28 protein-coding genes are annotated in these 24,960 nt (G+C 69.1%); 16 read left to right on the top strand and 12 right to left on the bottom strand.

Translation table 11 applies throughout. The features are described 5' to 3' along the window. Positions 1-274: 274 nt before the first annotated feature. On the top strand, positions 275-967 hold the full coding sequence (locus K883_RS10955) for an HAD family hydrolase (protein WP_014378937.1): 693 nt from the start codon (positions 275-277) through the stop codon (positions 965-967). Here the strand turns inward: K883_RS10955 and K883_RS10950 are convergent, their stop codons facing one another. Then, the gene (locus tag K883_RS10950) at positions 968-1,468 is read right to left on the bottom strand and encodes a DUF6328 family protein (protein WP_009954783.1); all 501 of its coding nucleotides are present in this window, start codon (positions 1,466-1,468) and stop codon (positions 968-970) included. Positions 1,469-1,488: 20 nt separating this feature from the next. After that, on the bottom strand, positions 1,489-1,857 hold the full coding sequence (locus tag K883_RS10945; protein ID WP_008263316.1) for an STAS domain-containing protein: 369 nt from the start codon (positions 1,855-1,857) through the stop codon (positions 1,489-1,491). A gap of 179 nt (positions 1,858-2,036) precedes the next feature. On the opposite strand from K883_RS10945, the gene K883_RS10940 reads away from it, so the two are divergent. The 6 genes from K883_RS10940 to K883_RS10915 all read left to right on the top strand — a co-directional run bounded on the left by K883_RS10940 (position 2,037) and on the right by K883_RS10915 (position 7,663). Next, the gene (locus tag K883_RS10940; protein WP_009954780.1) at positions 2,037-2,939 is read left to right on the top strand and encodes an STAS domain-containing protein; all 903 of its coding nucleotides are present in this window, start codon (positions 2,037-2,039) and stop codon (positions 2,937-2,939) included. 22 nt (positions 2,940-2,961) lie between these two features. Continuing rightward, on the top strand, positions 2,962-3,351 hold the full coding sequence (locus tag K883_RS10935) for an STAS domain-containing protein (protein WP_008263312.1): 390 nt from the start codon (positions 2,962-2,964) through the stop codon (positions 3,349-3,351). Continuing rightward, positions 3,341-3,751 carry an anti-sigma regulatory factor gene (locus K883_RS10930; RefSeq protein ID WP_014378935.1) on the top strand — a complete coding sequence of 137 codons (411 nt, stop codon included), beginning with the start codon at positions 3,341-3,343 and terminating at the stop codon, positions 3,749-3,751. The genes K883_RS10935 and K883_RS10930 overlap by 11 nt, the downstream gene beginning before the upstream one ends. A 46-nt stretch (positions 3,752-3,797) precedes the next feature. Then, entirely contained in the window at positions 3,798-4,370 is a 573-nt protein-coding gene (locus K883_RS10925; RefSeq protein ID WP_020821438.1) for a SpoIIE family protein phosphatase, read from the top strand. Continuing rightward, the gene (locus K883_RS10920) at positions 4,367-6,583 is read left to right on the top strand and encodes a SpoIIE family protein phosphatase (protein WP_014710830.1); all 2,217 of its coding nucleotides are present in this window, start codon (positions 4,367-4,369) and stop codon (positions 6,581-6,583) included. Before K883_RS10925 ends, K883_RS10920 begins: the two co-directional genes overlap by 4 nt. A gap of 78 nt (positions 6,584-6,661) precedes the next feature. Further along, on the top strand, positions 6,662-7,663 hold the full coding sequence (locus K883_RS10915; protein ID WP_008263299.1) for an iron-containing redox enzyme family protein: 1,002 nt from the start codon (positions 6,662-6,664) through the stop codon (positions 7,661-7,663). Here K883_RS10915 and K883_RS26715 read toward each other — a convergent pair. The 6 genes from K883_RS26715 to K883_RS10890 form a co-directional block, all read right to left on the bottom strand. Further along, complete coding sequence (locus tag K883_RS26715) at positions 7,611-7,859, bottom strand: CDGSH iron-sulfur domain-containing protein (RefSeq protein WP_080587974.1); 249 nt, start codon at positions 7,857-7,859, stop codon at positions 7,611-7,613. The two genes, K883_RS10915 and K883_RS26715, sit on opposite strands and share 53 nt — an antisense overlap. Further along, complete coding sequence (locus K883_RS10910; RefSeq protein ID WP_008263297.1) at positions 7,856-8,545, bottom strand: HemK2/MTQ2 family protein methyltransferase; 690 nt, start codon at positions 8,543-8,545, stop codon at positions 7,856-7,858. The genes K883_RS26715 and K883_RS10910 overlap by 4 nt, the downstream gene beginning before the upstream one ends. A gap of 105 nt (positions 8,546-8,650) precedes the next feature. Further along, on the bottom strand, positions 8,651-9,205 hold the full coding sequence (locus K883_RS10905; protein ID WP_008263296.1) for a type 1 glutamine amidotransferase domain-containing protein: 555 nt from the start codon (positions 9,203-9,205) through the stop codon (positions 8,651-8,653). Between the two features lie 38 nt (positions 9,206-9,243). Next, a complete protein-coding gene (locus tag K883_RS10900; RefSeq protein WP_008263294.1) occupies positions 9,244-9,618 on the bottom strand; it encodes a hypothetical protein in 375 nt (124 codons plus the stop codon). A 14-nt stretch (positions 9,619-9,632) separates the two neighbouring features. Then, on the bottom strand, positions 9,633-10,619 hold the full coding sequence (locus tag K883_RS10895) for an LLM class F420-dependent oxidoreductase (RefSeq protein WP_008263293.1): 987 nt from the start codon (positions 10,617-10,619) through the stop codon (positions 9,633-9,635). Positions 10,620-10,675: 56 nt separating this feature from the next. Further along, positions 10,676-11,140, bottom strand: coding sequence for a GatB/YqeY domain-containing protein (locus K883_RS10890; RefSeq protein ID WP_008263292.1), 465 nt, complete (start codon positions 11,138-11,140; stop codon positions 10,676-10,678). A 153-nt stretch (positions 11,141-11,293) separates the two neighbouring features. Between K883_RS10890 and K883_RS10885 the strand changes: the two genes are divergently transcribed. Genes K883_RS10885 through K883_RS10865 form a run of 5 tightly spaced genes read left to right on the top strand, consistent with a single transcriptional unit; the run spans position 11,294 to position 16,615 of the window. Further along, complete coding sequence (locus K883_RS10885) at positions 11,294-12,484, top strand: hypothetical protein (protein WP_036454472.1); 1,191 nt, start codon at positions 11,294-11,296, stop codon at positions 12,482-12,484. A 24-nt stretch (positions 12,485-12,508) separates the two neighbouring features. Further along, a complete protein-coding gene (locus K883_RS10880) occupies positions 12,509-13,162 on the top strand; it encodes a DUF4129 domain-containing protein (protein ID WP_036454470.1) in 654 nt (217 codons plus the stop codon). Beyond that, positions 13,162-14,301 (top strand): DUF4350 domain-containing protein, encoded by a 1,140-nt coding sequence (locus tag K883_RS10875; protein WP_036454467.1) that lies wholly within the window; start codon positions 13,162-13,164, stop codon positions 14,299-14,301. Before K883_RS10880 ends, K883_RS10875 begins: the two co-directional genes overlap by 1 nt. Continuing rightward, positions 14,298-15,293, top strand: coding sequence for an AAA family ATPase (locus K883_RS10870; RefSeq protein WP_036454465.1), 996 nt, complete (start codon positions 14,298-14,300; stop codon positions 15,291-15,293). The genes K883_RS10875 and K883_RS10870 overlap by 4 nt, the downstream gene beginning before the upstream one ends. Then, entirely contained in the window at positions 15,293-16,615 is a 1,323-nt protein-coding gene (locus K883_RS10865; protein ID WP_036454462.1) for a DUF58 domain-containing protein, read from the top strand. Before K883_RS10870 ends, K883_RS10865 begins: the two co-directional genes overlap by 1 nt. A gap of 72 nt (positions 16,616-16,687) precedes the next feature. Here the strand turns inward: K883_RS10865 and K883_RS10860 are convergent, their stop codons facing one another. Continuing rightward, positions 16,688-17,689: a stage II sporulation protein M gene (locus K883_RS10860; protein WP_020821433.1), complete on the bottom strand. Its 1,002-nt coding sequence runs from the start codon at positions 17,687-17,689 to the stop codon at positions 16,688-16,690. 91 nt (positions 17,690-17,780) lie between these two features. On the opposite strand from K883_RS10860, the gene K883_RS10855 reads away from it, so the two are divergent. Beyond that, on the top strand, positions 17,781-18,653 hold the full coding sequence (locus tag K883_RS10855; protein WP_036454460.1) for an RDD family protein: 873 nt from the start codon (positions 17,781-17,783) through the stop codon (positions 18,651-18,653). A gap of 10 nt (positions 18,654-18,663) precedes the next feature. On the opposite strand, the gene K883_RS10850 is transcribed toward K883_RS10855, so the two are convergent. Next, positions 18,664-19,053, bottom strand: coding sequence for a hypothetical protein (locus K883_RS10850; RefSeq protein WP_036454458.1), 390 nt, complete (start codon positions 19,051-19,053; stop codon positions 18,664-18,666). Between the two features lie 198 nt (positions 19,054-19,251). Between K883_RS10850 and K883_RS10845 the strand changes: the two genes are divergently transcribed. Then, positions 19,252-19,965, top strand: a complete 714-nt coding sequence (locus K883_RS10845; RefSeq protein WP_020821431.1) for a PadR family transcriptional regulator — start codon at positions 19,252-19,254, stop codon at positions 19,963-19,965. A 32-nt stretch (positions 19,966-19,997) separates the two neighbouring features. Here K883_RS10845 and glpK read toward each other — a convergent pair whose 3' ends face one another. After that, entirely contained in the window at positions 19,998-21,524 is a 1,527-nt protein-coding gene (gene glpK, locus K883_RS10840) for a glycerol kinase GlpK (RefSeq protein WP_020821430.1), read from the bottom strand. Positions 21,525-21,659: 135 nt separating this feature from the next. Here glpK and K883_RS10835 point away from each other — a divergent pair, with 135 nt between their 5' ends. Both K883_RS10835 and K883_RS10830 read left to right on the top strand, forming a co-directional pair. Beyond that, positions 21,660-23,132 carry a glutamate--cysteine ligase family protein gene (locus K883_RS10835; protein ID WP_020821429.1) on the top strand — a complete coding sequence of 491 codons (1,473 nt, stop codon included), beginning with the start codon at positions 21,660-21,662 and terminating at the stop codon, positions 23,130-23,132. Positions 23,133-23,142: 10 nt separating this feature from the next. Then, positions 23,143-23,823 (top strand): class I SAM-dependent methyltransferase, encoded by a 681-nt coding sequence (locus K883_RS10830; RefSeq protein ID WP_036454456.1) that lies wholly within the window; start codon positions 23,143-23,145, stop codon positions 23,821-23,823. Here the strand turns inward: K883_RS10830 and egtE are convergent. Further along, positions 23,820-24,929, bottom strand: a complete 1,110-nt coding sequence (gene egtE / locus K883_RS10825) for an ergothioneine biosynthesis PLP-dependent enzyme EgtE (protein WP_020821427.1) — start codon at positions 24,927-24,929, stop codon at positions 23,820-23,822. The two genes, K883_RS10830 and egtE, sit on opposite strands and share 4 nt — an antisense overlap. Between the last annotated feature and the right edge of the window lie 31 nt (positions 24,930-24,960).

Genomic DNA, 24,960 nt, shown 5'->3' with positions numbered 1-24,960 from the left:
ACCCGTGGCGCAGGCAGTACCCCGTTCACGCGCGCCCTACACCGATCTGGGGCAAGAATTTCGGCCGCCGCACGCATCCGCTTACGCGCCAGCGGGTCCCCCCGGCGTCCCGGCGTCGCCGACCGGACGCCGCCGGGGCAACCCAACGCGGTCGCTCGCGAGATCCGTTGAATGCCAGCGTTATTCGCAACGGAGCGGCGGCTCGGGTCGCCGCCGCCACGCCGCTCAGCCGCCGGCCGGTGTCAGCCCGGCCCGGCGTGGGTATGCCCACCACATGACGTTGCGACCCGATGCGGGCGCCCCCGCCGTCCTGTTCGACGTCGACGGCACCCTGGTGGATTCCAACTACCTGCACGTCCACGCGTGGCGGCGCGCGTTCGACGCCGAAGGCATCGTGGTGGCGTCGTGGCAGATCCACCGCCGCATCGGCATGGACGGCTCAACGCTGGTGCGGACGCTGTCCGACGACGCGCCCGACGACGTGCAGGAGCGGCTCAGCGACAAGCACAGCCACTACTACCGCGAGATCACCGCGTTGTCAGAACCGCTGCCCGGGGCCCGCGCCCTGCTGCGCCGCGTCGCGGACCTGGGACTGCAGGTCGTGCTCGCCAGCTCGGCGCCCGAGGACGAATTGGCGATCTTGCGCAAGGTGCTCGATTGCGATGACGTCATCTCCGAGACGACCTCGTCCCGTGACGTCGACACCGCCAAACCCGAACCGGGCATCGTGCACGTGGCGCTGGACCGGGCCCGGGTGGATGCCCGGCACGCCGTCTTCGTCGGGGACGCCGTCTGGGACGCGCACGCCGCGGCGGCCGCGGGAGTGCCCTGCATCGGGCTGCTCAGCGGCGGCATCTCCCGCGCGGAGTTGCAGGAGGCCGGGGCCGCCCCGATCTTCGCCGATCCGCAGGACCTGCTCGACCATCTGGAAACCACCCGGATCGCGGAGTTGTCGCCCGGCCGCTGACTACATTCCGTGCGTGCGCAGCGTCAGGGGTAACGCCCACCAGAAGATGGCAAACAGCGCCAGGGCGCAGGCTCCGGCGATGAACCCCACCGTCGCCCCGGCCACCGCGACAAAGACGATTGCCGTGACCCCGGTCAGCGCCGTGCCCAGCAACGCCAGCCCGGCGTAGGCACACCGGTGCGCGGCCGACACCAGCGCCTGGAGGCGGTGCCGCCGGAACAGCAGCCGGTGAATGGCGACCGGGGCGATCAGCAGCACGGTTGCGCCCACCGAACACCCCACCGTCACCAGGTACACGATCCGCATCGGTCCGCTGAGCACGTCGAAGCGCTGCTGGAACGGCAGCGTCAACAAGAACCCGGTGAGCAGCTGCACGCCGGTCTGCACCACGCGCAACTCCTGCAGCAGGCTGTTCCAATTGCGGTCCAGCCGTTCGATTTCGGTTTCACCGCGCTGGCTGCGGTCCCATTGCTGGTCGTCTTCCGGATGATCGACACCCATGGCTGCCGGCGCCCCGGTTGCTAGCCGTTGAGTTTGCCGTCCCGCACCGCGGTCAGCGCGTCGTCGAGCGTCGGATACAGCGGGAAGGTCTTGTCCAGACCGGTCAGATGAATCGGCCGCCTGGTGGCCGGGCCGCGCGCGACCACGCCGAACCCGGTGTCCTTGCCCAGCTTCTCGTACGTCGCGGCCAGGATCTTCAGCCCCACCGAGCCCAGGAACTCCACCGCCGAGAGATCGATGACCAGTGCGGTGGGACTCTCCGCGACGACCGCGCCGATGGCCTGTTCCAGGGCAGGAGCCGTGACCAAATCGATTTCGCCGCTGACACTGACCACGGAAACGCCGTCGTGGTCCTCAACCAACGTGGTAATCGAATCAGGAGCTGACAATGGCAATCCTTTGTCCTGGGCCTTGAATGCCTCGAGCGTGGTTCAACCCTAGCCTGCGTTATGAACTGCGAGAAGAATATGCCCTCTACACGTGGCCCGCGACAACCCAGGCTAGTCTCGCAAAAAGGAACTGCAGACCGCAGTGCGTGACGTGTACTCGGGAGGCCTGGGGAGGCCATATGTCAGATTCGACGTCGGATTTCACCAGTACCGGCACCGCAGCGCAAGTCGTCGGCATTTCCAGCGAGGGGCTGTTGCCTCAGCTCGTTCAGCACCTGCGGCAGAATCGGACCGTTTTGCGGGAGGAATGGGCCCGCCGCATCACCGAGGCCGAGCTGCTCACCGCGATGACGCCCGAAGAGCTCTTCTCCGAGGCCACGGCCGTCTACGACAACTATGTCGAGGTGCTCGAGACCGGTAGCGTCGAGGCGCTGCAGGCCTACGCCCGCGACCTGTCCGAACGCATCATTCCACGGGGCGTGGAAACCGACGAGGTCGTCGGCATCGTCCTGCTGCTCCGCGACGTGCTGGCCCGCTCGCTGTTCGAGAAGTACCAGACCGAGTTCGAGATGCTCAACCGGGTGCTGGACGCCTACGAGCCGGCGGCCAACCGGATCGCCAACACCGTGGCGGTCAGCTTCGTCCAGGAACGTGAGCGCATCATCCGCCAGCAGCAGGAGGCGATCCGGGAGCTCTCGACGCCGGTGCTGCAGGTGCGTGAGCAGTTGCTGATCCTGCCGATCATCGGTGTGCTGGACAGCCAGCGCGCCCGCCAGGTCACCGAGCAGCTCTTGCGTGCCATCCGGGCCAACCGCGCGAAAGTGGTGGTCATCGACATCACCGGTGTGCCGACCATCGACTCGACCGTGGCCAACCACCTGGTGCAGACCGTCGACGCGTCGGGGCTGATGGGTGCCAGCGTGATCATCACCGGCCTGTCCTCGGAGATCGCGCTGACGCTGGTGACGATCGGCCTGGACCTGTCGAAGATGAACGCGGTCGGCGACCTGCAGGGCGGCATCGAGGAAGCCGAGCGGCTGCTGGGTTACGAGGTGACTCGCACCGGCGAGCAGACCGGGTGACGGTTAGGAACGCGAGCGCCGCATGCCAGTACCGATCCTGAAACAGGGTTCGATCCTCATCGCCTCGGTGCAGGCCGCGCTCTCAGACTCCGACGCCGAACGGCTGCGCTACGACCTCATGGAGCGCGTCAGCCGGTTCCGCGCGCAGGGCATCATCGTCGACGTCACCGCCATCGACGTCATGGATTCCTTCGCGGCCCGCTCGCTGCGCACGATCGCGCACATGACCCGGCTGCGTGGCGCGGACACGGTGATCGTCGGCCTGCAGCCCGAGGTGGCGTTCGCGATGGTCCAGCTTGGCCTGGCGTTCGACGACATGAACACCGCGCTGGACCTGGAAGAGGGCCTGTCCCTTCTGAATCGTCAACTGGCGCAGCGGAAACCGACGATCGGGCGCGATGGTGGCGGCTGATATCGTCGTCGCCATCGACCATCCCGACGACATCGTCGACGCCCGCAAGGCGGGACACCAGCTCGCCCTCGATCTGGGATTCTCGCTGACGGACGTCACCATGATCGCGACGGCGATCTCCGAAATCGCGCGCAACATCACCAGCTACGCCGGCCGCGGCTCCGTCCGGGTCGGGGTGGCCGACCGGGAGGGGCGCAAGGCCCTGGTGGTGCGCGCGGAGGATCAGGGGCCCGGGATCGCCGACATCGAACGCGCGATGGAAGACGGATATTCGACCGGCCGCGGGCTCGGGATGGGATTGCCGGGCGCGCGCCGCCTGATGGACCGGTTGGTCGTCGAGTCCACGGTCGGTCAGGGGACCGTCATCGAGATGTGGAAATGGGTCCCGCCCCGTGCATGAAAGCGGCCGGTTCGGACCCATCGAATGGGCCAGGGCGGGCCGGCCCTTGCCCAGCGAGTACACCTCCGGCGACCGGGGCATCTCGGTCGCCATCGGCGGCGAGGCCGCGCTGTTCGGTCTGGTGGATGGCCTCGGTCACGGGCCGGCCGCCGCGGAGGCTGCGCTGCGCGCGATCGATGCGGTCAAGAACAACAGTTCCGAGCGGCTCGAAGTCCTGATCCAGCTTTGCCACCGGCTGCTCACCGGAACCAGAGGGGTGGCAATGACGTTGGCGCGGGTGGATTTCGCCGCGAACACGCTGACGTGGACGGGAGTCGGCAACGTCACCGCCGATCTGGTGGCCAAAGCGCCCAGCGGTGTCCATGTCCGGTCCAGTGCCCGTCTCACCGGGGGCATCGTCGGCTACCGGATACCGGAAATCCGTCCGGCACAGGCTATTTCGATCCGCCCCGGTGATCTTCTCGTGATGAGCACCGACGGGATCGGGGAAGATTACCTGGGTCACGTCGACTTCTCGGCGCACGCTGTCGCCATCGCGGAAGAGATTCTCGGTAAGGGCGCCAAGGAAACCGATGACGCGATGGTGCTGACGGCGCGGCACAGGGGGACCTCGACATGAGCGGCAACGAAGACTTCCACGATCGCTACGCCGCCGCGTTGCGCAACTATCTGGACTCACCCGATGACGCCAACTTGTCGATCGGAAATGAGCTCGGCCGCACGGCCCTACAGAATCAGATCAGCCTGCTCGAAATCGTCGAGAACCACGTCCGCCTGGTTTTCGAGATCGCGAAGGACGTGCGCATCGACGGGCCGATCGCGCTGGAGTTCCTGCTGCAACTGCTGGCTCCCCTCGACGTGGCCATGCGCGGCTTCATCGACGGCAACAGGCGCTACGCGGAACAGCGGGATCGCGCGGATTGGCTGGCAGATCGCGACAAATTCCGCAACGCGCTGGTGAATTCGCTGCAGGAGGGGTTCTTCGTCGCCGACCACGAGGGCTCCGTGATCGAGATGAACAGCGCCTTCATCGACATCATCGGCTTTCCCAGCGAGGGTTTGCCCTATCGGTGGCCGCACCCGTGGCTGGTCGACACCAAGACGGCGGCCGAGCAGATCGGCCTGGTGCTGAACCACGGCAGGGCCGACTACGAAACGCCGATCCGCCACGGCGACGGGCATCTCGCCTGGGTGAAGGTGAGCATCAACGCGGTCAAGGAATCCGGCAGCGATCGCGACGCCTACGTCGGGACCGTTCGAGATATCACCGCGGAACGCGCATTCGCGGCGCGGGAGAGCGCGGTGTTGCGCCTGGCCACGGCGGTGGCGGTGGCCAGGAGCGTGGACGAGTTGCTGTCGATCACACTCGACGAGTGCCGCGCGGCGATCGACGTGCAGCGGGTGGTCGCGGTCATGTGGCCCAGCGGCGAGGGCGACCCGACCGTCCACACCGCGGGCGAGCCCGCGGCGACGTCGTGGCGCAAGCTGGATCCGTGGTTGCGTCACACCTTCTCCGACGCGCGCCAGCAACTACCGCTGACCGCGAAAACCGTTGAGTCACCTGATCATCCCGGTAAGGCCCAGGGATTGGTCGCGGTGCTCTCCGGCACCGGGGACCTGGCGTTGTGGCTGGAGCTGCGCACACCCCGCTGGGTCAGTGGCGAAGACCGCCTGCTGGTCACCGTGCTGATCAGCCACCTCAGTCTGGCGATGCAGCACGTTCGTCAGTTCGAGAGCGCCCGCGAGACGTCGCTGACGCTGCAGCGTGCCATGCTCCCGCCCATCCAGCCCCCGCCGGGTTTCACGGTGCGCTACGAACCCGCGGTGCTGCCCTTGGAGATCGGCGGTGACTGGTACGACGTGCTGCCGATCGGCGAGCACCGCATCGGCATCGTCGTCGGCGACTGCGTGGGACGCGGCCTGCCCGCCGCCGCCATCATGGGCCAGCTGCGCAGTTCCGCGCGAGCGTTGTTGATCAACGGCGCCGAGCCGGCGGTGCTGCTCGATCAGCTGGACTCGGCGGCGTCGCTCATCCCGAACGCCTACTGCACCACCGTGTTTCTCGCGATCCTGGACACCGAAACCGGGCTGTTGCAATACAGCAACGCCGGGCACATGCCAGCCGTGCTCATCGGCCCCGAGCCGGGCACGACGACCCTGTTGACCGACGCCGCTTCGGTGCCGCTCGCGGTCCGCCGCGATGAACCGCGCCCGCAGGCCACCCGGGTGCTGCCGCCCGGCTCGACCCTGATGTTGTTCACCGACGGGCTGGTGGAACGCAAACACGAGTCGATCGACGACGGAATCGCCCGCGCGGCAGACGTTCTGGCGCAGACGATGACACTACCGCTGGACACCGTCGCCGACGAGATGCTTCGTGAACTGGCGCCGGCGGGCGGCTATGACGACGACGTCGCGATGGTGATCTACCGCCACCACCAGACGCCGCTACGCATCGAAAGGGACGCCACCGCAGACCAATTGGTTCGCATCCGGCACCGCCTCGCGGACTGGCTGCGCGCCGCTCACATCACGGGGGACCTGGCCGCCGACATCGTGCTGGTGGTCAACGAGGCCTGCACCAATTGCGTCGAACACGCCTACCGCGGATTCGTCGCGGGGACGATGGTGGTCGAGGCCAGCCTCGGCGACGGCGAAGTGCGCACCCGGATCACCGATTACGGTTCGTGGAAGGCGCCGGCCGCCAACCCGGTCAACGGTGGGCGCGGCTTGCCCCTGATCAGGGCGCTCAGCGATGCGACGCAGCTCGACACCGCGGCCACCGGCACCACCCTCGACATCACCTTCAGACTGCCGGCTGAATCCGGCTAGTGGGCGTCGAAAAGTGTTGCGGCGCCGTTTGCCGGGCCCCGGTTACGGGTAGTCACCGGCGTGACCCGCTCATCGACCATGACTGAACCCGTCCTGCCCGAGGCACACGGGCCCCTGTCGACAGCCGTTCGTTGCGCGCTGGCGGGCCCGCCGTCGGTTGACCATTTCGCGCGCATCGGCGCATCCGTGCGCGATTCCGACCCGTACGGTCTGGATCTGCAGCTGGCGCTGTCCGTCTGCTACGAGCTGCACTACCGCGGTTTCGCCGGTGTCGACCCCGCGTGGGAGTGGAACCCGGCGCTGCTGGCGCTGCGCGCCGAGCTGGAGCGCGTGTTCTTGGCCGGTGTGCGCCGCGACGTCGGGCCGATCGAACCCGAGCAGACGGCCGCGGCTGAGATGGAAGCGATTTCGATCGAACCCGTCGACGGCACCGGCCCGTCGTACTACCTGCGTGACACCGGGACGTGGCAGCAGATGTGCGAATACTTCGTGCACCGCTCGCTGTATCACCTCAAAGAGGGCGATCCGCACGCCTGGGCCATCCCGCGCCTGATGGGCACCGCCAAAGCGGCCTTCGTGGCGGTGGAGTTCGACGAGTACGGCGCCGGGCAGGGCCCCCGACTGCACCAGCAACTGTTCGCCGATCTGCTGACCGCGGCCGGGCTGGACGCGACGTATTGGGGTTACGTCGACGCGGTTCCCCCCGAATCGCTGGCGGTGGTCAATCTGATGTCGCTGTTCGGGTTGCACCGCTCGTTGCGCGGCGCCGCGATCGGGCACTTCGCGTCGACCGAGATCACCTCGCCGCCCGGATCCCAGCGCATGGTGCGGGCGTTGGAGCGCTTGCAGGCGCCCGCGGCCTGCATCAATTTCTACAGCGAGCACGTCGAGGCCGACGCGGTACACGAACACGTCGTGCGCGCGGATGTGGTCGGCGATCTCGTCGCCCGGGAGCCGCAGCTCGAGCAGGACGTCATCTTCGGGATCCGCGCGCACGCCGCGGTCGAAAACCGCTTGGCGGAAACGATTATGGCGTCGTGGAAGCAGGATCGGACGTCGTTGCGGCGGCCGCTGACGTAGCGGTCGTCTTGCTCAGGCGCTTGCATCTGCGGTGGCTGGTGTCGCACAAGGGGTACCTGCCGCTGCGACGGCAGGTGCAGATCGCCACCATGAACCGGTCGGACTGAACGACCTCGCCGCCGGGCATCTCGATGCGCACCGGACCCGAAACCAGCACCGGGCCGTTGGGCACCACCTGAACCCTGGTGGGACTCATCGCTTTTCGGCCCGAATCACGATCAGTTCCTCTTCCCGGCGTCCGCGCGGTATCAGGCCGACGTCTTCCAACCACTGCGCCCGGGATGTCATCACCGGGCCGAACGGAATCCATTTCGAGGCAACCACTGCCGCGTCCATACCGGCCCACTTGAGGGAATCCAGCGACTGCTGGACACCGGCGAGTGCCGAGTGCACCATCAGCAGGGATCCACCGTCGCGCAACAACTTCGGAGCCGACTCGCACAGCGGGTCGAGGATCAGGCGTCCGTCTCGGCCGGCATTCCAGGCCCACGACGGTCCGGCTTCCGGGCAGATCTCTTCCAGCTCGGCACCGGGCGGGGTCGGCACGTAGGGCGGATTCGACACCACCACGTCGAACGGCGCGCACTCCACCGCGGTTATCCACGACCCCTCGCGAACGTCGATGTCGATTCCGGCAGCCGCGGCGTTCTCCCGGGCGCAGCGAACGGCCTGCGGGCAGATGTCGAAGGCGGTCGTGTCGGCGCAACCCATCTCCGCCGCCGCTATCGCGACGAAACCGCTGCCGGTGCACAGGTCCAGAACGCGCCGTCCCGGGATCAGACCGGTCTCGTGCATCACATCGACCAGCAGTCTGGAGTCCTCCTGCGGCCGATACACGTTCTGGGTGGGCAAGACGGCGGGCTCGGGATATGTGGTCGTCACGGTTGGCCTTTCGAGAACCCTATACGGATAGCCGCTGATCACGGCTTGGCGGGATGATGCCCGCAAACCGGGGCATTCAAACCGACCGGCCCGGCATCGCCGCGGCTAACCGGCCGTCGCCTGGGCAAACTGTTTGAGGATCGCCGCGCAGAACGCGGGGAGGTCCGACGGTGACCGGCTGGAGATCAAATTGCCGTCGATGACGACCTCGTCGTCTTCCACCTGGGCGCCCGCGTTGCGAAGATCCGTGCGAATGCTCGGGTAGGACGTCAGCGTCCGGCCCACCGCCACACCGGCTTCCACCAGGGTCCAGGGTCCGTGACAGATGGCGGCCACCGGTTTGCCCGAGCTGACGAAATCGCGGACGAACGAGACGGCGTCGTCGTCCATGCGCAGCTTGTCCGGGTTCACCGTGCCGCCCGGCAGCACCAGGCCGTCGAATTCGCCCACCGACGCCTCGGACACTTTCCGATCGACGGCGAAGGTCCCGGCGGGCTCGAGATCGTGGTTGCGGGCCTGGATTTCGCCGTCCTTGAGCGAGAGCACCTCGACCTTGGCCCCGGCCTCTTGCAGCGCCGCGCGCGGCTGTTCGAGCTCAACCTTTTCCACGCCGTCGGCCGCGAGAAAAGCTATTCTCTTTCCTTGCAATTCGTTTGACATCGCCGTTTTCCTTCCTGCGATCGACGATTCGCGTCGGATCAAAGAGTTCGCATCGCCGTGTAGAGGTCCAGGCCGGCGATCCCGGACAGGGCGGCGGCGCAGACGATGCCCTGGCGCCGCCGCCCGGGGCCGCGGGCGGCCACACCCGCGATCAACAGGGCCATATCCAGGACATCCCCGGCCACACGGGTCCATACCAGCTTGTCGGGGCCCCCCAACAGCGCCGCGCCGTGGCCGCATTCGCGCACCCCAAGCGCGCGGATCACCCGGCGCGACCGGGCGGTGTCGTCGACACCCGCGATCGCGGCGACCCGACTCGGCGCCACCAGTTCGCTGATGCCCAGGGCTAAGCTGGCACCGCCGAGCGCGGAGACCAATGTGGCTGTGGTGCCGTCCGATTGGTCGCTCGTCATCGCCTGTCCGCCGATCAGTTCGCTGCCTCGCGCAGCGCGGCGAGCAACGGCTCGGCGGCCTCTTTGAGGAACCTCTCCTGGGTGTCCCCGCCGACCTGGATGAGCGCTATGTCGGTGAATCCGGCTTCCCAGTAGGGCCGGACGCTTTCGACGATCGCGTCGAGGTCGGGGCCGCAGGGAATGGTGCCGGCGACGTCTTCGGGGCGGACGAATTGGGTCGCGCCGGCGAAACCGGCCGGGGTCGGCAGGTCGGCGTTCACCTTCCAGCCGCCGGCAAACCAGCGGAACTGGTCGTGCGCGCGCTTGACGGCGGTGTCACGGTCGGGGTCCCAGCACACCGGTATCTGGCCGATCACCCGGCCGCCGCCGGCGAGGTTCGCGGCCTGCCGGGCGCCGTGCCAGCCGTGGACGAGTTCGGCCTTGGGCTCGGTTGCGATCAGGTGGTCGGCCAGCTTGGCGAACTTGTCGATCGCCTTGGTGCCCCCGATGGCCACCCCGATGCCGACCGGGACGTCGGGGACGTCCCACAGCCGCGCGGAGTCGACCTGGAAATAGTCGCCGGTGAAGTCCACCAGCTGCCCGCCGAACAGTTCCCGGATGATCTTGATGGCCTCACGCAGCATGTCCTGGCGGCGGGTGACGGCCGGCCAGCCCCTGCCCACGACGTGCTCGTTGAGGTTTTCGCCGCTGCCCAGGCCCAGCGTGAACCGGCCGTCGGATAGGATCTGCACGGTGGCGGCCTGCTGGGCGACGATGGCCGGGTGATACCGCATCGTCGGGCACGTCACGTAGGTGTAGAGGTCTACCCGTTCGGTGGCCTGTGCCACCGCACCCAGGACCGCCCAGGCGTTGGGCGCGTGCCCCTGCGAGCTGAGCCACGGTGAAAAGTGGTCACTGCAGACGTGGAAGTCGAAACCGCGCTGTTCGGCCGAAATGGCGTACTGGACAAGCTCTTTGGGTCCACTCTGCTCGGTCATCAAAGTGTAGCCAAAATTGGTCATGCGCAGTTGGGTACCCGGCTGCCCCGAGGGCAAACGAGTCCACCGAACCGGTCGGGCTACAGGCGCTCTTTGACGGCGGCCGACAATCGGGCGCCGTCGGCCTTGCCGGCCGCGATCGCGGTGGCGGCCTTCATCACCAGGCCCATCTGTTTCATGCCGGGGCGCTCGCCGATTTCCTCGGCCACCTGCGCGATCGCCGTGTCGGCGACGTCGGCCACCTCGGCCTCGGTGAGCGGGGTGGGCAGGTACTCGTCGATGATCCTGGCCTCGGCGTGCTCGTTGGCGGCCAGGTCTCCCCGCCCGTTCTGGGTGTAGATCTCGGCGGATTCGCCGCGTTTGCGCGATTCCTTGGCCAGCACCTTGATGACCTCCTCGTCGGTGAGGTCTTTGGCCTGCTTACCGGACACTTCCTCGGTTTGGATCGCGGCCAGCAGCATCCGCAGCGTGGCCGTTCGCAGCTTGTCCTGGGCCTTCATCGCCGCGGTCAGGTCCGCCCGGAGCCGGGATTTGAGTTCCGCCATGTGTGAGACGCTACGCGCGGGCGCGGGGGACAACGCGGTCAATGCCGGCCAATGCCGGTCAACATTGTGAAATGCCACGACCGCCGACAGGATGGAGCCCATGACGAACGATGCGCCCGGCCGCGGAGCTAGTTTGCAAGGCCTCAGCGTTCGGTGACCGCGCCGCCGCCTGGTCATCCGGTTGGCCCGCCGCCCGCATACGGCCCGCCACCTCAATACGGCCCGCCACCTCAATACGGCCCGCCCCCGGTCTACCCGACCTATGGTCCCCCGCCGGGCTATCCGCCCCCACCCGGCCACGGCGTCCCACCCGGCTACGGGCCGCCGCCGGGCTACGGCACCCCACCCGCCTTCGGCCCGCCACCCGGCTACGGAACGGTCAAGCCCGGCATCATCCCGCTGCGCCCGCTGACCCTCGGCGACATCTTCAACGGCGCGGTCGGCTACGTGCGCGCCAATCCGAAAGCGACGCTGGGTCTGACCGCCATCGTCGTCGTGGTCATGCAGATCATCACCAAGGTCGCCTTCTTCGGACCGCTGGCCGCCCACGACCGGTTCACCACCACCGGCGAGCCCGACACCCTGACCGCGGGGGTCCTGGGCGCGTGGACGGCGTCGGTGGGGGCCGGCCTCCTCGTCGGCTGGCTGGGCGGCATGCTGCTGTCCGGAATGCTCACCGTCATTGTCGGGCGGGCGGTGTTCGGGTCGCCGATCACCATCGGTGAAACCTGGACCAGGATCCGCGGGCGGCTACCGGCCTTGCTCGGCCTGGCCCTGGTCGAGGCCGTCGTGGTGGCGGCCCTGGCCGGGCTGGTCGCGGTGATCATCGGGGTGCTGGCGGCGATCGGCAGCGCCGCGGCGGCCGTGGTGCTCGGCATCCCGCTGGTGCTGGTCGTCCTCGCGGCGCTGGTGTACCTGTACACCGTGGTGCTGTTCGCCCCGGTGCTGATCGTGCTGGAACGGCTGCCCGTGCTCGACGCGATCACCCGATCGTTCAGGCTGATCCGCAACGGGTTCTGGCGAGTGCTGGGCATCCGCACGCTCACCTTCCTGGTGGCCTCGATCGTCGCCAACGCCGTCGCGGTGCCGTTCAGCATCGTCGGTCAGTTTTTCCAGATCACCTCGTCCGGCACCGCCTTTTTGATCAGCACCGCGATCCTCTCCGTCGGGGCGGCGATCGGCGAGATCATCACCGCACCGTTCAACGCCGGAGTCATCGTCCTGCTCTACACCGACCGCCGGATGCGCGCCGAGGCGTTCGACCTGGTCTTGCAGACCGGCGCCGCCCAGGGGCCCTACGCGGCCGCGTCCACCGACAACCTCTGGCTCACGCGGCCGCTGTAACGGCCGAGCGAGGACTAGCTGAGCATGCCTTCCATCGACATCGACCGCGATGCCGCGCACCGCGCCGCGCAGGACGAACTCAACAAGCCCATCTATTCCAAGGGGTCGGCGGCCGACCAGTTCCTCGACTGGCTCAACGACCTGATATACCGCATGCTGCAGAAGACCGCCACGGTGCCGGGCGGATGGTTCACGGCGACAGTGCTTTTGATCCTGCTGGCGGTCGCGGTGTTTGTTGCCGTCCACGTCGCGCGGCGCACCATGCGCGCCCGCCGCGGCGGTGACCAGCTGCTGTTCGAAGCCGCGCAGCTGACGGCCGCCCAGCATCGCGCGACGGCCGAAAGCTATGCGGCCGAAGGTGATTGGGCGGCGGCCATACGCCACCGGCTGCGCGCCGTCGCCCGCCAGCTCGAGGAGACCGGTGTGCTGGCGGCGGCCCCCGGCCGCACGGCCAACGAGCTGGCTCGCGACGCCGGCACCGCGCTGCCCCATCTGGCCGGCGAACTGTCCGAAGCGGCAACGGCTTTCAACGACGTCACCTACGGCGAGCAGCCCGGAACCCGGGCCGCCTACCAGATGATCGCCGACCTCGACGATCACCTGCGGTCCCGCTGGCAGGGTGTCCCTGCCGAGGCCGGGCGGCCCGCCGTCCCCGAGTCGTGGGCGCAGGTGCGGTGATGGCCACGATCAGCGATGCCCGCACCCAGACCGCGCCCCGGCGCCGGCGCTCGTGGCGCTGGGTGGTCGTCACCCTGCTGGTGCTGGCCGTCATCGCCGGCGTCGATGCCTACCTGACCGCGCCGCGCCCCGGCGCGCGGATGGATCCCGCGTCGACCGGCCCGGACGGCGCCCACGCGCTGGTGGAGTTGCTCCGCGACGCCGGTGTGGACGTCGTCGTGGCCGACAACATCGCCGACGTCGAACGGGCGGCGCGCCCGGACGCGCTGATCCTGGTGGCACAGAGCCAGTACCTGACCGACGCGGTGACCGACCGGCTGACGAGGATCCGTTCGGACCTGCTGCTGGTGGAACCGACGACGCGGGCCCGCGGGGCGCTGCTGCCGGGCGTGGAGGTATCCGGCGCCAGCGGCTTCGACAGCGACCCGAATTGCACGCTGCGCGAAGCCGTTCGGTCGGGCTCGGTGCGGTTCGGCCCGACCAACACCTTCAAGGCCAAGGACGGTCGGACGATGACCCGCTGCTACGACGGCGCGCTGATCCGCTTCCGGGACGGCGGGCGGGTCGTCACCGCGGTCGGAAGCACCGACTTCATGACCAACGGCGGCCTGTTGCACGCGGGCAACGCGGCGCTCGCGATGAACCTGGCCGGCGACCGCCCCCGGCTGGTGTGGTACGCGCCCCATCACGTCGAGGGTGAAACCTCCACCAAGGCATCGCTTTTCGATCTGATTCCACCCAACGTGAGCTGGATCGTGTGGCAGCTGGCGCTGGTGGTGCTGCTGGTCGCCGCGTGGAAGGGCCGCCGCCCCGGCCCGCTGGTGGCCGAGGAGTTGCCCGTCGTGGTGCGCGCGTCGGAGACCGTCGAGGGTCGCGGCCGGCTGTATCGGTCCCGGCGGGCACGCGATCGCGCGGCCGCGGCGCTGCGCACGGCGACACTGCAGCGGCTGCTGCCGCGGCTCGGCCTGGGCGCCGGCGCCGACCCGGCGACCGTGGTGTCCACCGCGGCCCAGCGCACCGGTTCGGATCCGGGGTTCGTCTCCTACCATCTGTTCGGTCCGCCCCCGACGACCGACCACGACCTGTTACAACTTGCCCGTGCGCTCGACGACATCGAAAGGCAGGTCGCACGCCCGTGACACAGTCCCCTTCCGCTCCGCGAGCCGATACCGCCTCGTCTCCCACCGCCGAATCCGCTCGCGAGGCGCTGCTGGCGTTGCGCGCCGAGCTCGCCAAGGCCGTCGTCGGGCAGGAGGGCGTGGTCAGCGGCCTGGTGATCGCGCTGCTGTGCCGCGGGCATGTGCTGCTGGAAGGCGTTCCGGGAGTGGCGAAGACGCTGCTGGTCCGGGCGCTGGCCGCGGCGCTGCAGCTGGAGTTCAAGCGGGTGCAGTTCACGCCGGACCTGATGCCCGGCGACGTGACGGGTTCCCTGGTGTACGACGCGCGCACCGCCGCGTTCGTGTTCCGGCCCGGTCCGGTGTTCACCAACCTGCTGCTCGCCGACGAGATCAACCGCACCCCACCCAAGACCCAGGCCGCGCTGCTCGAGGCGATGGAGGAGCGCCAGGTCAGCGTCGAGGGCGAACCCCAGCCGCTGCCGGACCCGTTCATCGTCGCCGCGACCCAGAACCCGGTCGAATACGAGGGCACCTACCAGCTGCCCGAGGCCCAGCTGGATCGCTTTCTCCTCAAACTGAATGTGACGCTGCCCCCGCGGGACGCCGAGATCGCCATCCTGCACCGGCACGCGCACGGTTTCGATCCCCGCGATCTGTCGGCGATCAAGCCGGTGGCGGGGCCGGCCGACCTGGCCGCCGGCCGCGACGCCGTGCGACACGTGCTGGTCGCCGACGAGGTGCTCGGCTACATCGTCGACATCGTCGGGGCCACCCGATCCTCCCCCGCGCTGCAGCTGGGCGTGTCCCCCCGCGGGGCGACCGCCCTGTTGGCCACCGCGCGCTCCTGGTCCTGGCTGTCGGGCCGCAACTACGTCACCCCCGACGACGTGAAGGCCATGGCCCGCCCGACGCTGCGGCACCGGGTGATGCTGCGACCCGAAGCCGAACTCGAGGGGGCCACGTCCGATGGCGTGCTCGACGGGATTCTGGCGTCGGTTCCGGTGCCCCGCTAGTGATCCTGACCGGACGCACGGGACTGGTCGCGCTGATCTGCGTCCTGCCCATCGCTGTCTCGCCTTGGCCGGCAACGGCTTTCGTGGCCCTGTTGGTGGCGCTGGCCGTCGCCGTCGCCGTCGACGTCGGGTTGGCGGCCCGCACCACCGCCCTGCGCTACGTGCGCTCCCCGGATCGCTCCGCCCGGCTCGGTCAGCAGGTGGATTGTGAGCTGTCCATCCACAACGACGGCCGGCGGCGGTTCCGCGGCCAGGTCCGCGACGCCTGGCCGCCCAGCGCCCGCGCGCGGCCGCGCACCCATGTGGTGGACATCCCGGCCGGGGGCGATCAGCACGTCGCGACCCGGCTGGACCCCGTGCGCCGCGGCGATCAGCGCGCGACGGTGATCACCGCGCGATCGATCGGGCCCCTGGGCCTGGCGGGACGGCAGGGTTCGCAATCGGTGCCCGGCCAGCTCCGGGTGCTGCCGCCGTTCCTGTCGCGCAAGCACCTGCCGTCGCGCCTGGCCAGGCTGCGCGAGATCGACGGCCTGCTGCCCACCCTGGTGCGCGGGCAGGGCACCGAATTCGATTCGCTGCGAGAGTATGTCGTCGGTGACGACGTGCGCTCGATCGATTGGCGCGCGACCGCGCGGCGCGCCGACGTGGTGGTGCGCACCTGGCGCCCCGAACGCGACCGGCGCGTGGTGATCGTGCTCGACACGGGCCGCACCGCGGCCGGCCGGGTGGGCGTCGACCCCACCGCGTCCGATCCCGCGGGCTGGCCGCGGCTGGACTGGTCGATGGATGCCGCGCTGCTGCTGGCCGCGCTCGCGTCGCGGGCGGGCGACAACGTCGACTTCCTCGCCCACGACCGGGTGAGCCGGGCCGGCGTCTTCGGCGCGTCGCGCACCGAGCTGCTCGCCCAGCTCGTCGACGCGATGGCCCCCCTGCAGCCCACGCTCGTCGAATCCGATTGGCGGGCAATGGCTTCGGCCATCGCGCTGCGGGCCCGCCGGCGCTCGCTGGTGGTGCTGCTGACCGACCTCAATCCGACCGCCCTCGACGAGGGGCTGCTGCCCGTGCTGCCGCAGCTGTCGGCCAAGCATCACCTGCTGCTGGCCGCGGTTTCCGACCCGCGGGTCGACCAGATGGCCGCCGGCCGATCGGATGCCGCGGCGGTGTACGACGCCGCCGCGGCCGAGCGATCCCGCAACGACCGCGGCGCCATGGCCACACGACTGCGCCGCAGCGGCGTGGAGGTCGTCGACGCCCCGCCCGCCGAACTGGCGCCCGCGCTCGCCGACCACTACCTGGCGATGAAAGCGACCGGGCGCCTGTGATCGGCACCGCGAAACTGTAACCACCGACGCATTTCCCGAGTAGGGCCGTCCGCAGTTGCGGTCTCGCGAAGCTCAGCCGGTGGGGACCACATCCGGCGCGTCGTCGATGTCGCCGCTTTCCCCGGCTTTGACCCCGCGGCGACCGAAGTAGACGATGTAGGACAAGAACGCCGCCTCGGCGATGATGCCGATGCCGACCCGTACGACCGTCGGTAACGGCGACGGCGTCACCAGCGCCTCGATCAACCCGGAGACGGCGAGCACGGCCACCAGGCCCACGGCCACCGAGACGATGGCACGACCCTGTTCGGCGAGGACCTGTCCCCGGGGCCGGTCGCCGGGCGAGATCACCGACCATCCCAGCCGCATTCCCGCCGCCCCCGAGAGGAAGACCGCGGTGAGCTCCAACAGCCCATGGGGGGCAAGCAATCCCAGCAGCAGGCTGCCCTTGCCGGCGGGGAACATCAGGCCGGCGATCACGCCCACATTGGCGGCATTCTCGAACAGCACAAAGGGAATGGGCAGCCCCAGCACGACGGACAGCGCGATGCATTGAGCGGAAACCCAGGAATTGTTCACCCAGATCTGCAGCGCGAAGGCGGCGGCGGGATGTTCGCTGTAGTACGACTCGACGTCGTGATTGACCAATTGCTCGATGTCACTAGGGGTTCCGAGCGCTGACTGCACCTCGGGACTGCCGGCGACCCACAGCGCAATGACCACGACCACCGCGAGGAACGCCGCCGCCGTGGCCAGCCACCACCGCCACGTGCGGTACGCGACGACCGGGAAGGACACCGTCCAGAACCGGGTGAACGTACTGCTCAGCGGCGCGTGGGCCCCGGTCACCGCGGAACGGGCCCGCGCGACCAGGCTCGAGAGCCGGCCGACCAGCATCGAATCCGACCCGACATTTCCGGCCGAGCGCAGCATCGACAAATGGGTGGACACCCGCTGATAGAGCTCGACGAGTTCGTCGATCTCGGCGCCGCTGAGCGACCGGCGCCGCCCGATCAATCGATCGAGGCGGTCCCACGTGCCGCGATGGGCCAGCACGAATGCGTCGACGTCCACCCTGGGCAGCCTAATCACCCCGCGGGCGCGGCGCCGCTGGCATGACCAAGTGCGGTCGCCCCCACCCGCCCGGCCTGTACCGTTCGAAGTTATGTCGGTGGTGACCGGGGACGCCGTGGTGCTGGACGTGCAGATCGCCCAGCTGCCGGTGCGGACGTTGAGCGCGCTGATCGATATCGCCGTCATGGTGCTCGGCTACCTGCTCGGGCTGATGCTGTGGGCCGCCACCCTGACCGAGTTCGACACCGCGCTGAGCAACGCCATCCTGCTTATATTCACGGTTCTGGTAATTGTGGGCTACCCGCTGATCCTCGAGACCGCGACGCGGGGACGCTCGGTGGGCAAGATCGCCCTGGGTCTGCGCGTCGTGTCCGACGACGGCGGCCCAGAACGCTTCCGCCAGGCGCTGTTTCGCGCCCTGGCCTCGCTGGTGGAAATCTGGATGCTCTTCGGCAGCCCCGCCATCATCTGCAGCATCCTGTCACCCAAAGCCAAACGGATTGGCGATATCTTCGCCGGCACGGTGGTGGTCAACGAACGCGGACCCCGGCTGGGGCCCCCGCCGGCGATGCCTCCGGCGCTGGCCTGGTGGGCGGCGTCGCTGCAGCTGTCGGGACTGTCCGTCGGTCAAGCCGAAGTGTCGCGCCAATTCCTTTCCCGCGCACCGCAACTCGACCGCCAGCTGCGCACTCAGATGGCGTACCGCATCGCCGGTGATGTCGTGGCGCGCATTGCGCCGCCCCCGCCCCCCGGGGCCCCGCCGGAACTGGTGCTGGCCGCCGTCCTCGCCGAGCGGCACCGTCGCGAACTGGCCCGGCTGCGCCCGACCGCCCAGGCGCCGGGCTGGCCGCCCATGCCACCGGGCGCGCCGCCGCGGTACCCGGCGCCGTGGCCGGAGCCGGGCCGACCCGCCCCGGGACCGGGCTACGGCGCGCCTCCGGACGGTTTCGCACCGCCGCACTGACGCAGCGCGGCTAGCGGGCGACGCTCGCCGCCATGAGGACGACGTCGGCGACCAGCAGCGCCCACCCGAGCAGCGGAACCGCGATGCCGCCGCGGTGTTTGGCGGTGAAAACCGAGATGACGATGACGACGACGGCCACCGCGGGCGCGCCGTAGAAGGCGACGCCGAAGTCGATGCCGCCGTGGCCCAGGTTGGGGCAGCTGGTGTCGCTGCAACCGGCGGTGCTCAGCACGCCACCGAGCGCGAACAGCATCACGATCGCCGCGGCGGGCACCGTCGCCAGCGCCAAGCCCCAGTTGACCCAGGGCCAGACGTTCCGGCGCGGGGCACCACCGGGGTCCCCGGATGGGGCCGCACCGGCGGCCGTGCGATCGACCGTCACGTCGTTGTCAGCGTCCATCCCACAGTTCCTACCCGCCGTCTGGCCTCTGCAAACCGGCCCGCGGGTTTGGGCGGCGTGGATGGGCGCGGATTTCCGCAGGTCAGCTTCGCTAGCCGATATCTTTCAACATATCCAGTTGCATCGCGTTAGTTTCCGATATATCGTGATATTCCGAAGCGCACGTTGGGTGCGCGACCCACCAACGTAAGGACACAAATGAGCAACCCATTCACTCCCCCCGAGGGACCATTCGGCGGCCGGCCCGGTTTCGGATTCGGCTTCGGCCCGGTCGACCGGCGCGCCCTGCACGAGGCGCGGCGCCAGGCCAGGCGGGACTTCCGCGAACATCTCCGCGACCACGCCGGCGGCGGCCACCCGGGTGGCTACGAAGGCCCGTTCGGATTCGGTCCCGGATTCGGGCCGGGCTTCGGCCCCGGTTTCGGTTTCGGTCCCGGCGGACGGCGCGGCGCCTGGCGCCGTGGCGGCCCGGGCCGCGGCAAGCGCGGTGACGTGCGGGCGGCCATCCTGACGCTGCTCGCCGAGCGGCCGATGCACGGCTACGAGATGATCCAGCAGATCGCCGAACGCAGCAACGGGCTGTGGAAGCCGAGCCCCGGCTCGGTGTATCCGACCCTGCAGCTGCTCGACGACGAAGGCCTGATCACCGCGAGCGAATCCGCGGGCAGCAAGAAGCTTTTCGAGCTGACCGAGCAGGGCCGCGGGGCGGCCGAGAAGATCGAGACCCCGCCGTGGGACGAGATCACCGAAGGTGCGGACCCCGGTCACATGAGCCTGAGGGCGGCCGTCGGCCAGTTGTTCGGCGCGGTCGGGCAGTCCGCCCACACCGCTTCCGCCGAGCAGCAGCAGCGCATCGTCGACATTCTCAACAACGCGCGGCGCGAGATCTACGGCATCCTCGGCGAAGACTGATTCCGAGCCAGCGGACCCTGGATCGGGTCACCTCAGGTGATGGAGACCCAATCCAGGGTCCGCTGCACGGCCTTGCGCCAGCCCGCGTACCCCTCGGCGCGCTGCTCGTCGCTCCAAGTCGGCGACCAACGCCGGCCCTCCTGCCAGTTGGCGCGCAGGTCCGCCGGGTCGGCCCAGAACCCCACGGCCAGGCCGGCCGCGTACGCGGCGCCCAGCGCCGTCGTCTCGGCGACCACCGGACGCACCACGTCCACGCCCAGCACGTCGGCCTGGATCTGCATGCACAGGTCATTGCCGGTGATACCGCCGTCGACCTTCAAAACCTCAAGGCGCACACCGGAATCCGCGGCCATCGCGTCTACCACGTCGCGGCTCTGGTAGCAGATCGCCTCCAGGGTGGCCCGGGCCAGATGCGCGTTGGTGTTGAATCGGGACAGCCCCACGATCGCGCCCCGGGCATCGGATCGCCAGTAGGGGGCGAACAACCCGGAAAACGCCGGGACGAAATAGACGCCGCCGTTGTCGTCGACCTGGCGGGCCAGCGCCTCGCTTTGCGCGGCCCCGCTGATGATGCCCAGCTGATCGCGCAGCCATTGCACGGCCGCGCCCGTCACCGCGATCGAACCCTCAAGTGCGTAAACGGGTTTGGCGTCCCCGAACTGGTAGCAGACGGTGGTCAGCAGCCCGTTGTCGGACCGCACGATCGTCTCGCCGGTGTTCAGTAGCAGGAAATTGCCGGTGCCATAGGTGTTTTTCGCCTCCCCCTCGGCCAGACACACCTGCCCCACCATCGCCGCGTGCTGGTCACCCACCACGCCGGTGATCGCAATCTCTCCCCCCGCCGGGCCGGTCTCGGCCGTCACCCCGTAGGGCTGCGGCGACGACGACGGCCCGATCCGCGGCAGCATCGCGCGCGGGATCGCGAAGAACGACAGCAACTCGTCGTCCCAGTCCAGGGTCTCGAGGTTCATCAGCATGGTCCGGCTGGCGTTGGTCACGTCGGTGACGTGCACGCCGCCCCGCGGACCCCCGGTCAGGTTCCACAACGCCCAGGTGTCCGGGGTGCCGAACAACGCGTCGCCACGCTCCGCGGCGTCGCGCACCCCGTCGACATTCTCCAAGATCCATTGCAGCTTTGCGCCCGAGAAGTACGTCGCCGGGGGAAGTCCCGCCTTGCGGCGGATCACCTCGCCCCGGCCGTCGCCTTCCAGTGCCGACGCGATCCGGTCGGTGCGGGTGTCCTGCCAGACGATCGCGTTGTAATAGGGCCGTCCGGTCTTGCGGTTCCAGACCAGCGTCGTCTCGCGCTGGTTCGTGATACCCAGCGCGGCAATGTTTTTCGGCGCCAGGTTGGCGCGGTTGAGCACGGAGGTCAGCACCGAGGAGGTGCGCTCCCAGATCTCGACCGGGTCGTGCTCGACCCAGCCCGCCTGGGGCAGGATCTGTTCGTGCTCGAGCTGGTGGCGGGCCACCTCGGCACCCTCGTGATCGAAGATCATGCAGCGCGTGCTGGTCGTCCCCTGGTCGATGGCGGCCACGAATTCGGCGAACTCGGCCAACTGCTCTCCTCCACCCGTGAGCTCTGACACTTTTGCGGCAAAAGTCCATCATGGTCTACCCGCCCGGCGGGCGAGGCCACAACCGCGACGCCGCAGAGCTTGCGTTACGGGCGGTAACCCTGTTGCATCTGCGGTGTGGGCGAAGAGGTCAAGCGCACCACGTACGACAGCGCACACCGCCGCGAATACCGGCGCAAGGTTCAGGCGTGTCTGAACGTGTTCGAGACGATGCTCGCCCAGTCATGCTTCGATTCCGACCAGCCGCTCACCGGCATGGAGATCGAGTGCAACCTGGTCGACGCCGACTACCAGCCGGCCATGTCCAATCGCCACGTCCTGGACGCCATCGGCGATCCCGCGTACCAGACCGAATTGGGCGCCTACAACATCGAATTCAACGTCCCGCCGCACGCGCTGCCCGGACACACGGGGCTGGATCTCGAGGCCGAGGTGCGGGCCAGCCTGAACGAGGCCGAGATCAAGGCCGGCGCCGCCGACGGTGCGCACATCGTCATGATCGGCATCCTGCCCACGCTGATGCCCGAACACCTCGATCACGACTGGATGAGCGAGTCGACGCGGTATGCCGCCCTCAACGACTCGATCTTCACCGCCCGCGGCGAAGACCTGCCCATCGACATCGACGGCCCAGAACCGCTGAACTGGCACGCCGCGACGATAGCGCCCGAATCCGCTTGCACCAGCATGCAATTGCACCTGCAATTGGCCCCGGAGACGTTCGCCGCCAACTGGAACGCCGCGCAGATCGTCGCCGGTCCGCAGCTGGCGCTGGGCGCCAACTCGCCGTTCTTCTTCTCCCATCAACTCTGGGCGGAAACCCGCATCGAGCTGTTCACCCAATCCACCGACACCCGACCCGAAGAGCTGAAAACCCAAGGCGTGCGCCCGCGAGTGTGGTTCGGTGAACAGTGGATCACCTCGGTCCTCGACCTGTACCGCGAGAACATCCGGTACTTCCCGTCCCTGTTGCCCGAGGTGTCCGAGGAGGATCCGGTCGCCGAGCTGGCCGCCGGGCGCACCCCGCAGCTGTCCGAGTTGCGGCTACACAACGGCACCGTGTACCGATGGAATCGCCCGGTGTACGACGTGGTCGACGGGCGACCACATCTGCGACTGGAGAATCGGGTGTTGCCGGCCGGACCGACAGTCGTTGACATGCTGGCGAATTCGTCCTTCTTCTACGGGATGCTGCGCAGTTTGTCCGAGGCGGACAGCCCGTTGTGGGACCACTTGGATTTCGCGGTGGCGGAGGCCAACTTTTTGGCGGCGGCGCGCCACGGCATCGACGCCCGGCTGCACTGGCCCGGGCTCGGGGAGGTGAGCGCACGCGACCTGGTGCTCGACACGTTGCTGCCGATGGCCGACGACGGGTTGCGGCGCTGGGGCGTCGACCCCGAGGTCCGCGACCGGTTCCTGGGGGTCATCGAGGGCCGCGCCCGCGCGGGCCGCAACGGCGCCACCTGGCAGGTCTCCACCGTGCGGGCCCTGCAGGACGCGGGCATGGGGCGGGCCGCCGCGCTGGCCGAGATGCTGCGCCGCTACTGCGAGTACATGCACGCCAACGAGCCGGTGCACACCTGGGAGTAGGTTGACAACCATGTCGTCTGATCAAGTGATGGACTGGGACAGTGCCTACCGCGAGCAGGCCCACTTCGAGGGTCCGCCGCCGTGGAATATCGGTGAGCCGCAACCCGAACTGGCGGCGCTGGTCGCGGCCGGTAAGTTCCGCAGCGACGTCCTGGACGCCGGCTGCGGAGTCGCCGAGCTCTCACTGAGCCTGGCCGCCCAGGGTTACACCGTGGTCGGCGTCGACCTCACACCGACCGCCGTCGCGGCGGCCACCAAGTCCGCCCAGGAGCGCGGGTTGACCACGGCCAGCTTCGTGCAGGCCGACATCACGTCGCTGAGCGGGTATGACGGACGGTTCGCCACCGTCGTCGACAGCACGCTGTTTCACTCGCTGCCCGTGGAGGGCCGCGACGGCTACCTGCGCTCGGTCCACCGCGCCGCGGCACCGGGCGCCGGCTACTTCGTGCTGGTGTTCGCCAAGGGCGCCTTCCCCGCCGAGATGGAACCCAAGCCCAACGAGGTCGACGAAGACGAACTGCGCGCCGCGGTCAGCAAGTACTGGGAAATCGACGAGATTCGCCCCTCCTTCATCCTGTCGAACGCCGTCAACATCGCCGACGCGCCTTTCGAATTCCCGCCGCACGATCGCGACGAGCAGGGCCGGATCAAGATGCCGGCCTACTTGCTGACGGCGCACAAGGCCGGCTAGCCGGTCGCGGTCGCCGCCGTCGCGGCGATGAGCGCCTCGGCGAAGGTCTCCAGGTCCTCGGCCGCGGTGTCCAGGTGCGGCGAGATCCGCAGCAGGGGCCCCGGTAGCTCCAGCGGCGCCCGCTGCACGCCGACGAAGGTCGTCAGGATCCGTCGCTCGGCGAGCAACCAGTCCCGCACCGCCTGCGGGTCGGCGCCGTCGGTCGGCGCCAAAGTCGTGATGGCGCTGGGTTCTTCGACCTCCTCGACGACGGCCCACCCGGCGACGTCGGCCAGCACCGTGCGGCTCAGGCCGCCGAGGGCGGCCAGGCGTGCGCGGACGGCCGCCGGCCCGTAGGTCAGGTGCTCCCCCAGCGCCAGCGAAAACCCCACCCGCGCAGCGACATTGGCTTCGCCGAATTCGAGCTGCTGGGCCACCGTCGGCGACCCCGATGCGCGCGCCCACTGCGGTGCCGCCGCCAGCCTCGGGCGCAGGCTCTCCATCAGCTCCCGGCGCACCGCCAGCATCCCGACACCGCGCGGGCCGGCGATCCACTTGCGCGACGAGGAATACGTCGCGTCGGCCCCGGCCGCGCAATCCACCTGCCCCAGCGCCTGCGCCGCGTCGACCACCAGTGGCAGCCCGAGTTCCCGGCAGAGCTGGGCGATCATCGAAACCGGTTGCACCACACCGCTATGGCTGGCCACCGCGGTCAAGTGCACCAGGTCCGGCCGGTCGGTGTCGAGGACCCGCGCCGCCTCGTCGAGCGCGACGCGGCCGTCATCCATGGTCGGCAGCAGCCGGCGGTCGAACCCGTGGGCAGCCATCACGGCCAGGTTGGGCCCGTATTCGCCTGGCAGGCACGCTACCGTTCGGTGCTTGGTCGGCCAGGCGCCCAACAGCAGATCCAAGGCGTGAAGCGAGCCGGTGGTGAACACCACCTCGGCGTCGGTCATCCCGGTCAGCGCGGCGAACGCGACACGTCCGGCGTCGAGCACCTGGGCGGCCGCCTCGGCCGCGACATACCCGCCGACTTCAGATTCGTTGCGGGCGTGCTGCGCGGCGGCGTCGATCACCGCGACGCTCTGCCGCGAGCAGGCGGCGTTGTCCAGATGCAGGCCGGCCATGGGCGGGCGTGCCGCCCGCCATCGGTCTGCC

This window comes from Mycobacterium sp. TKK-01-0059, assembly GCF_000709305.1.
Classification (GTDB): domain Bacteria; phylum Actinomycetota; class Actinomycetes; order Mycobacteriales; family Mycobacteriaceae; genus Mycobacterium; species Mycobacterium intracellulare.
Note: the sequence above shows the minus strand (reverse complement) of the source record. Positions and strands in the feature narration are given on the sequence as shown.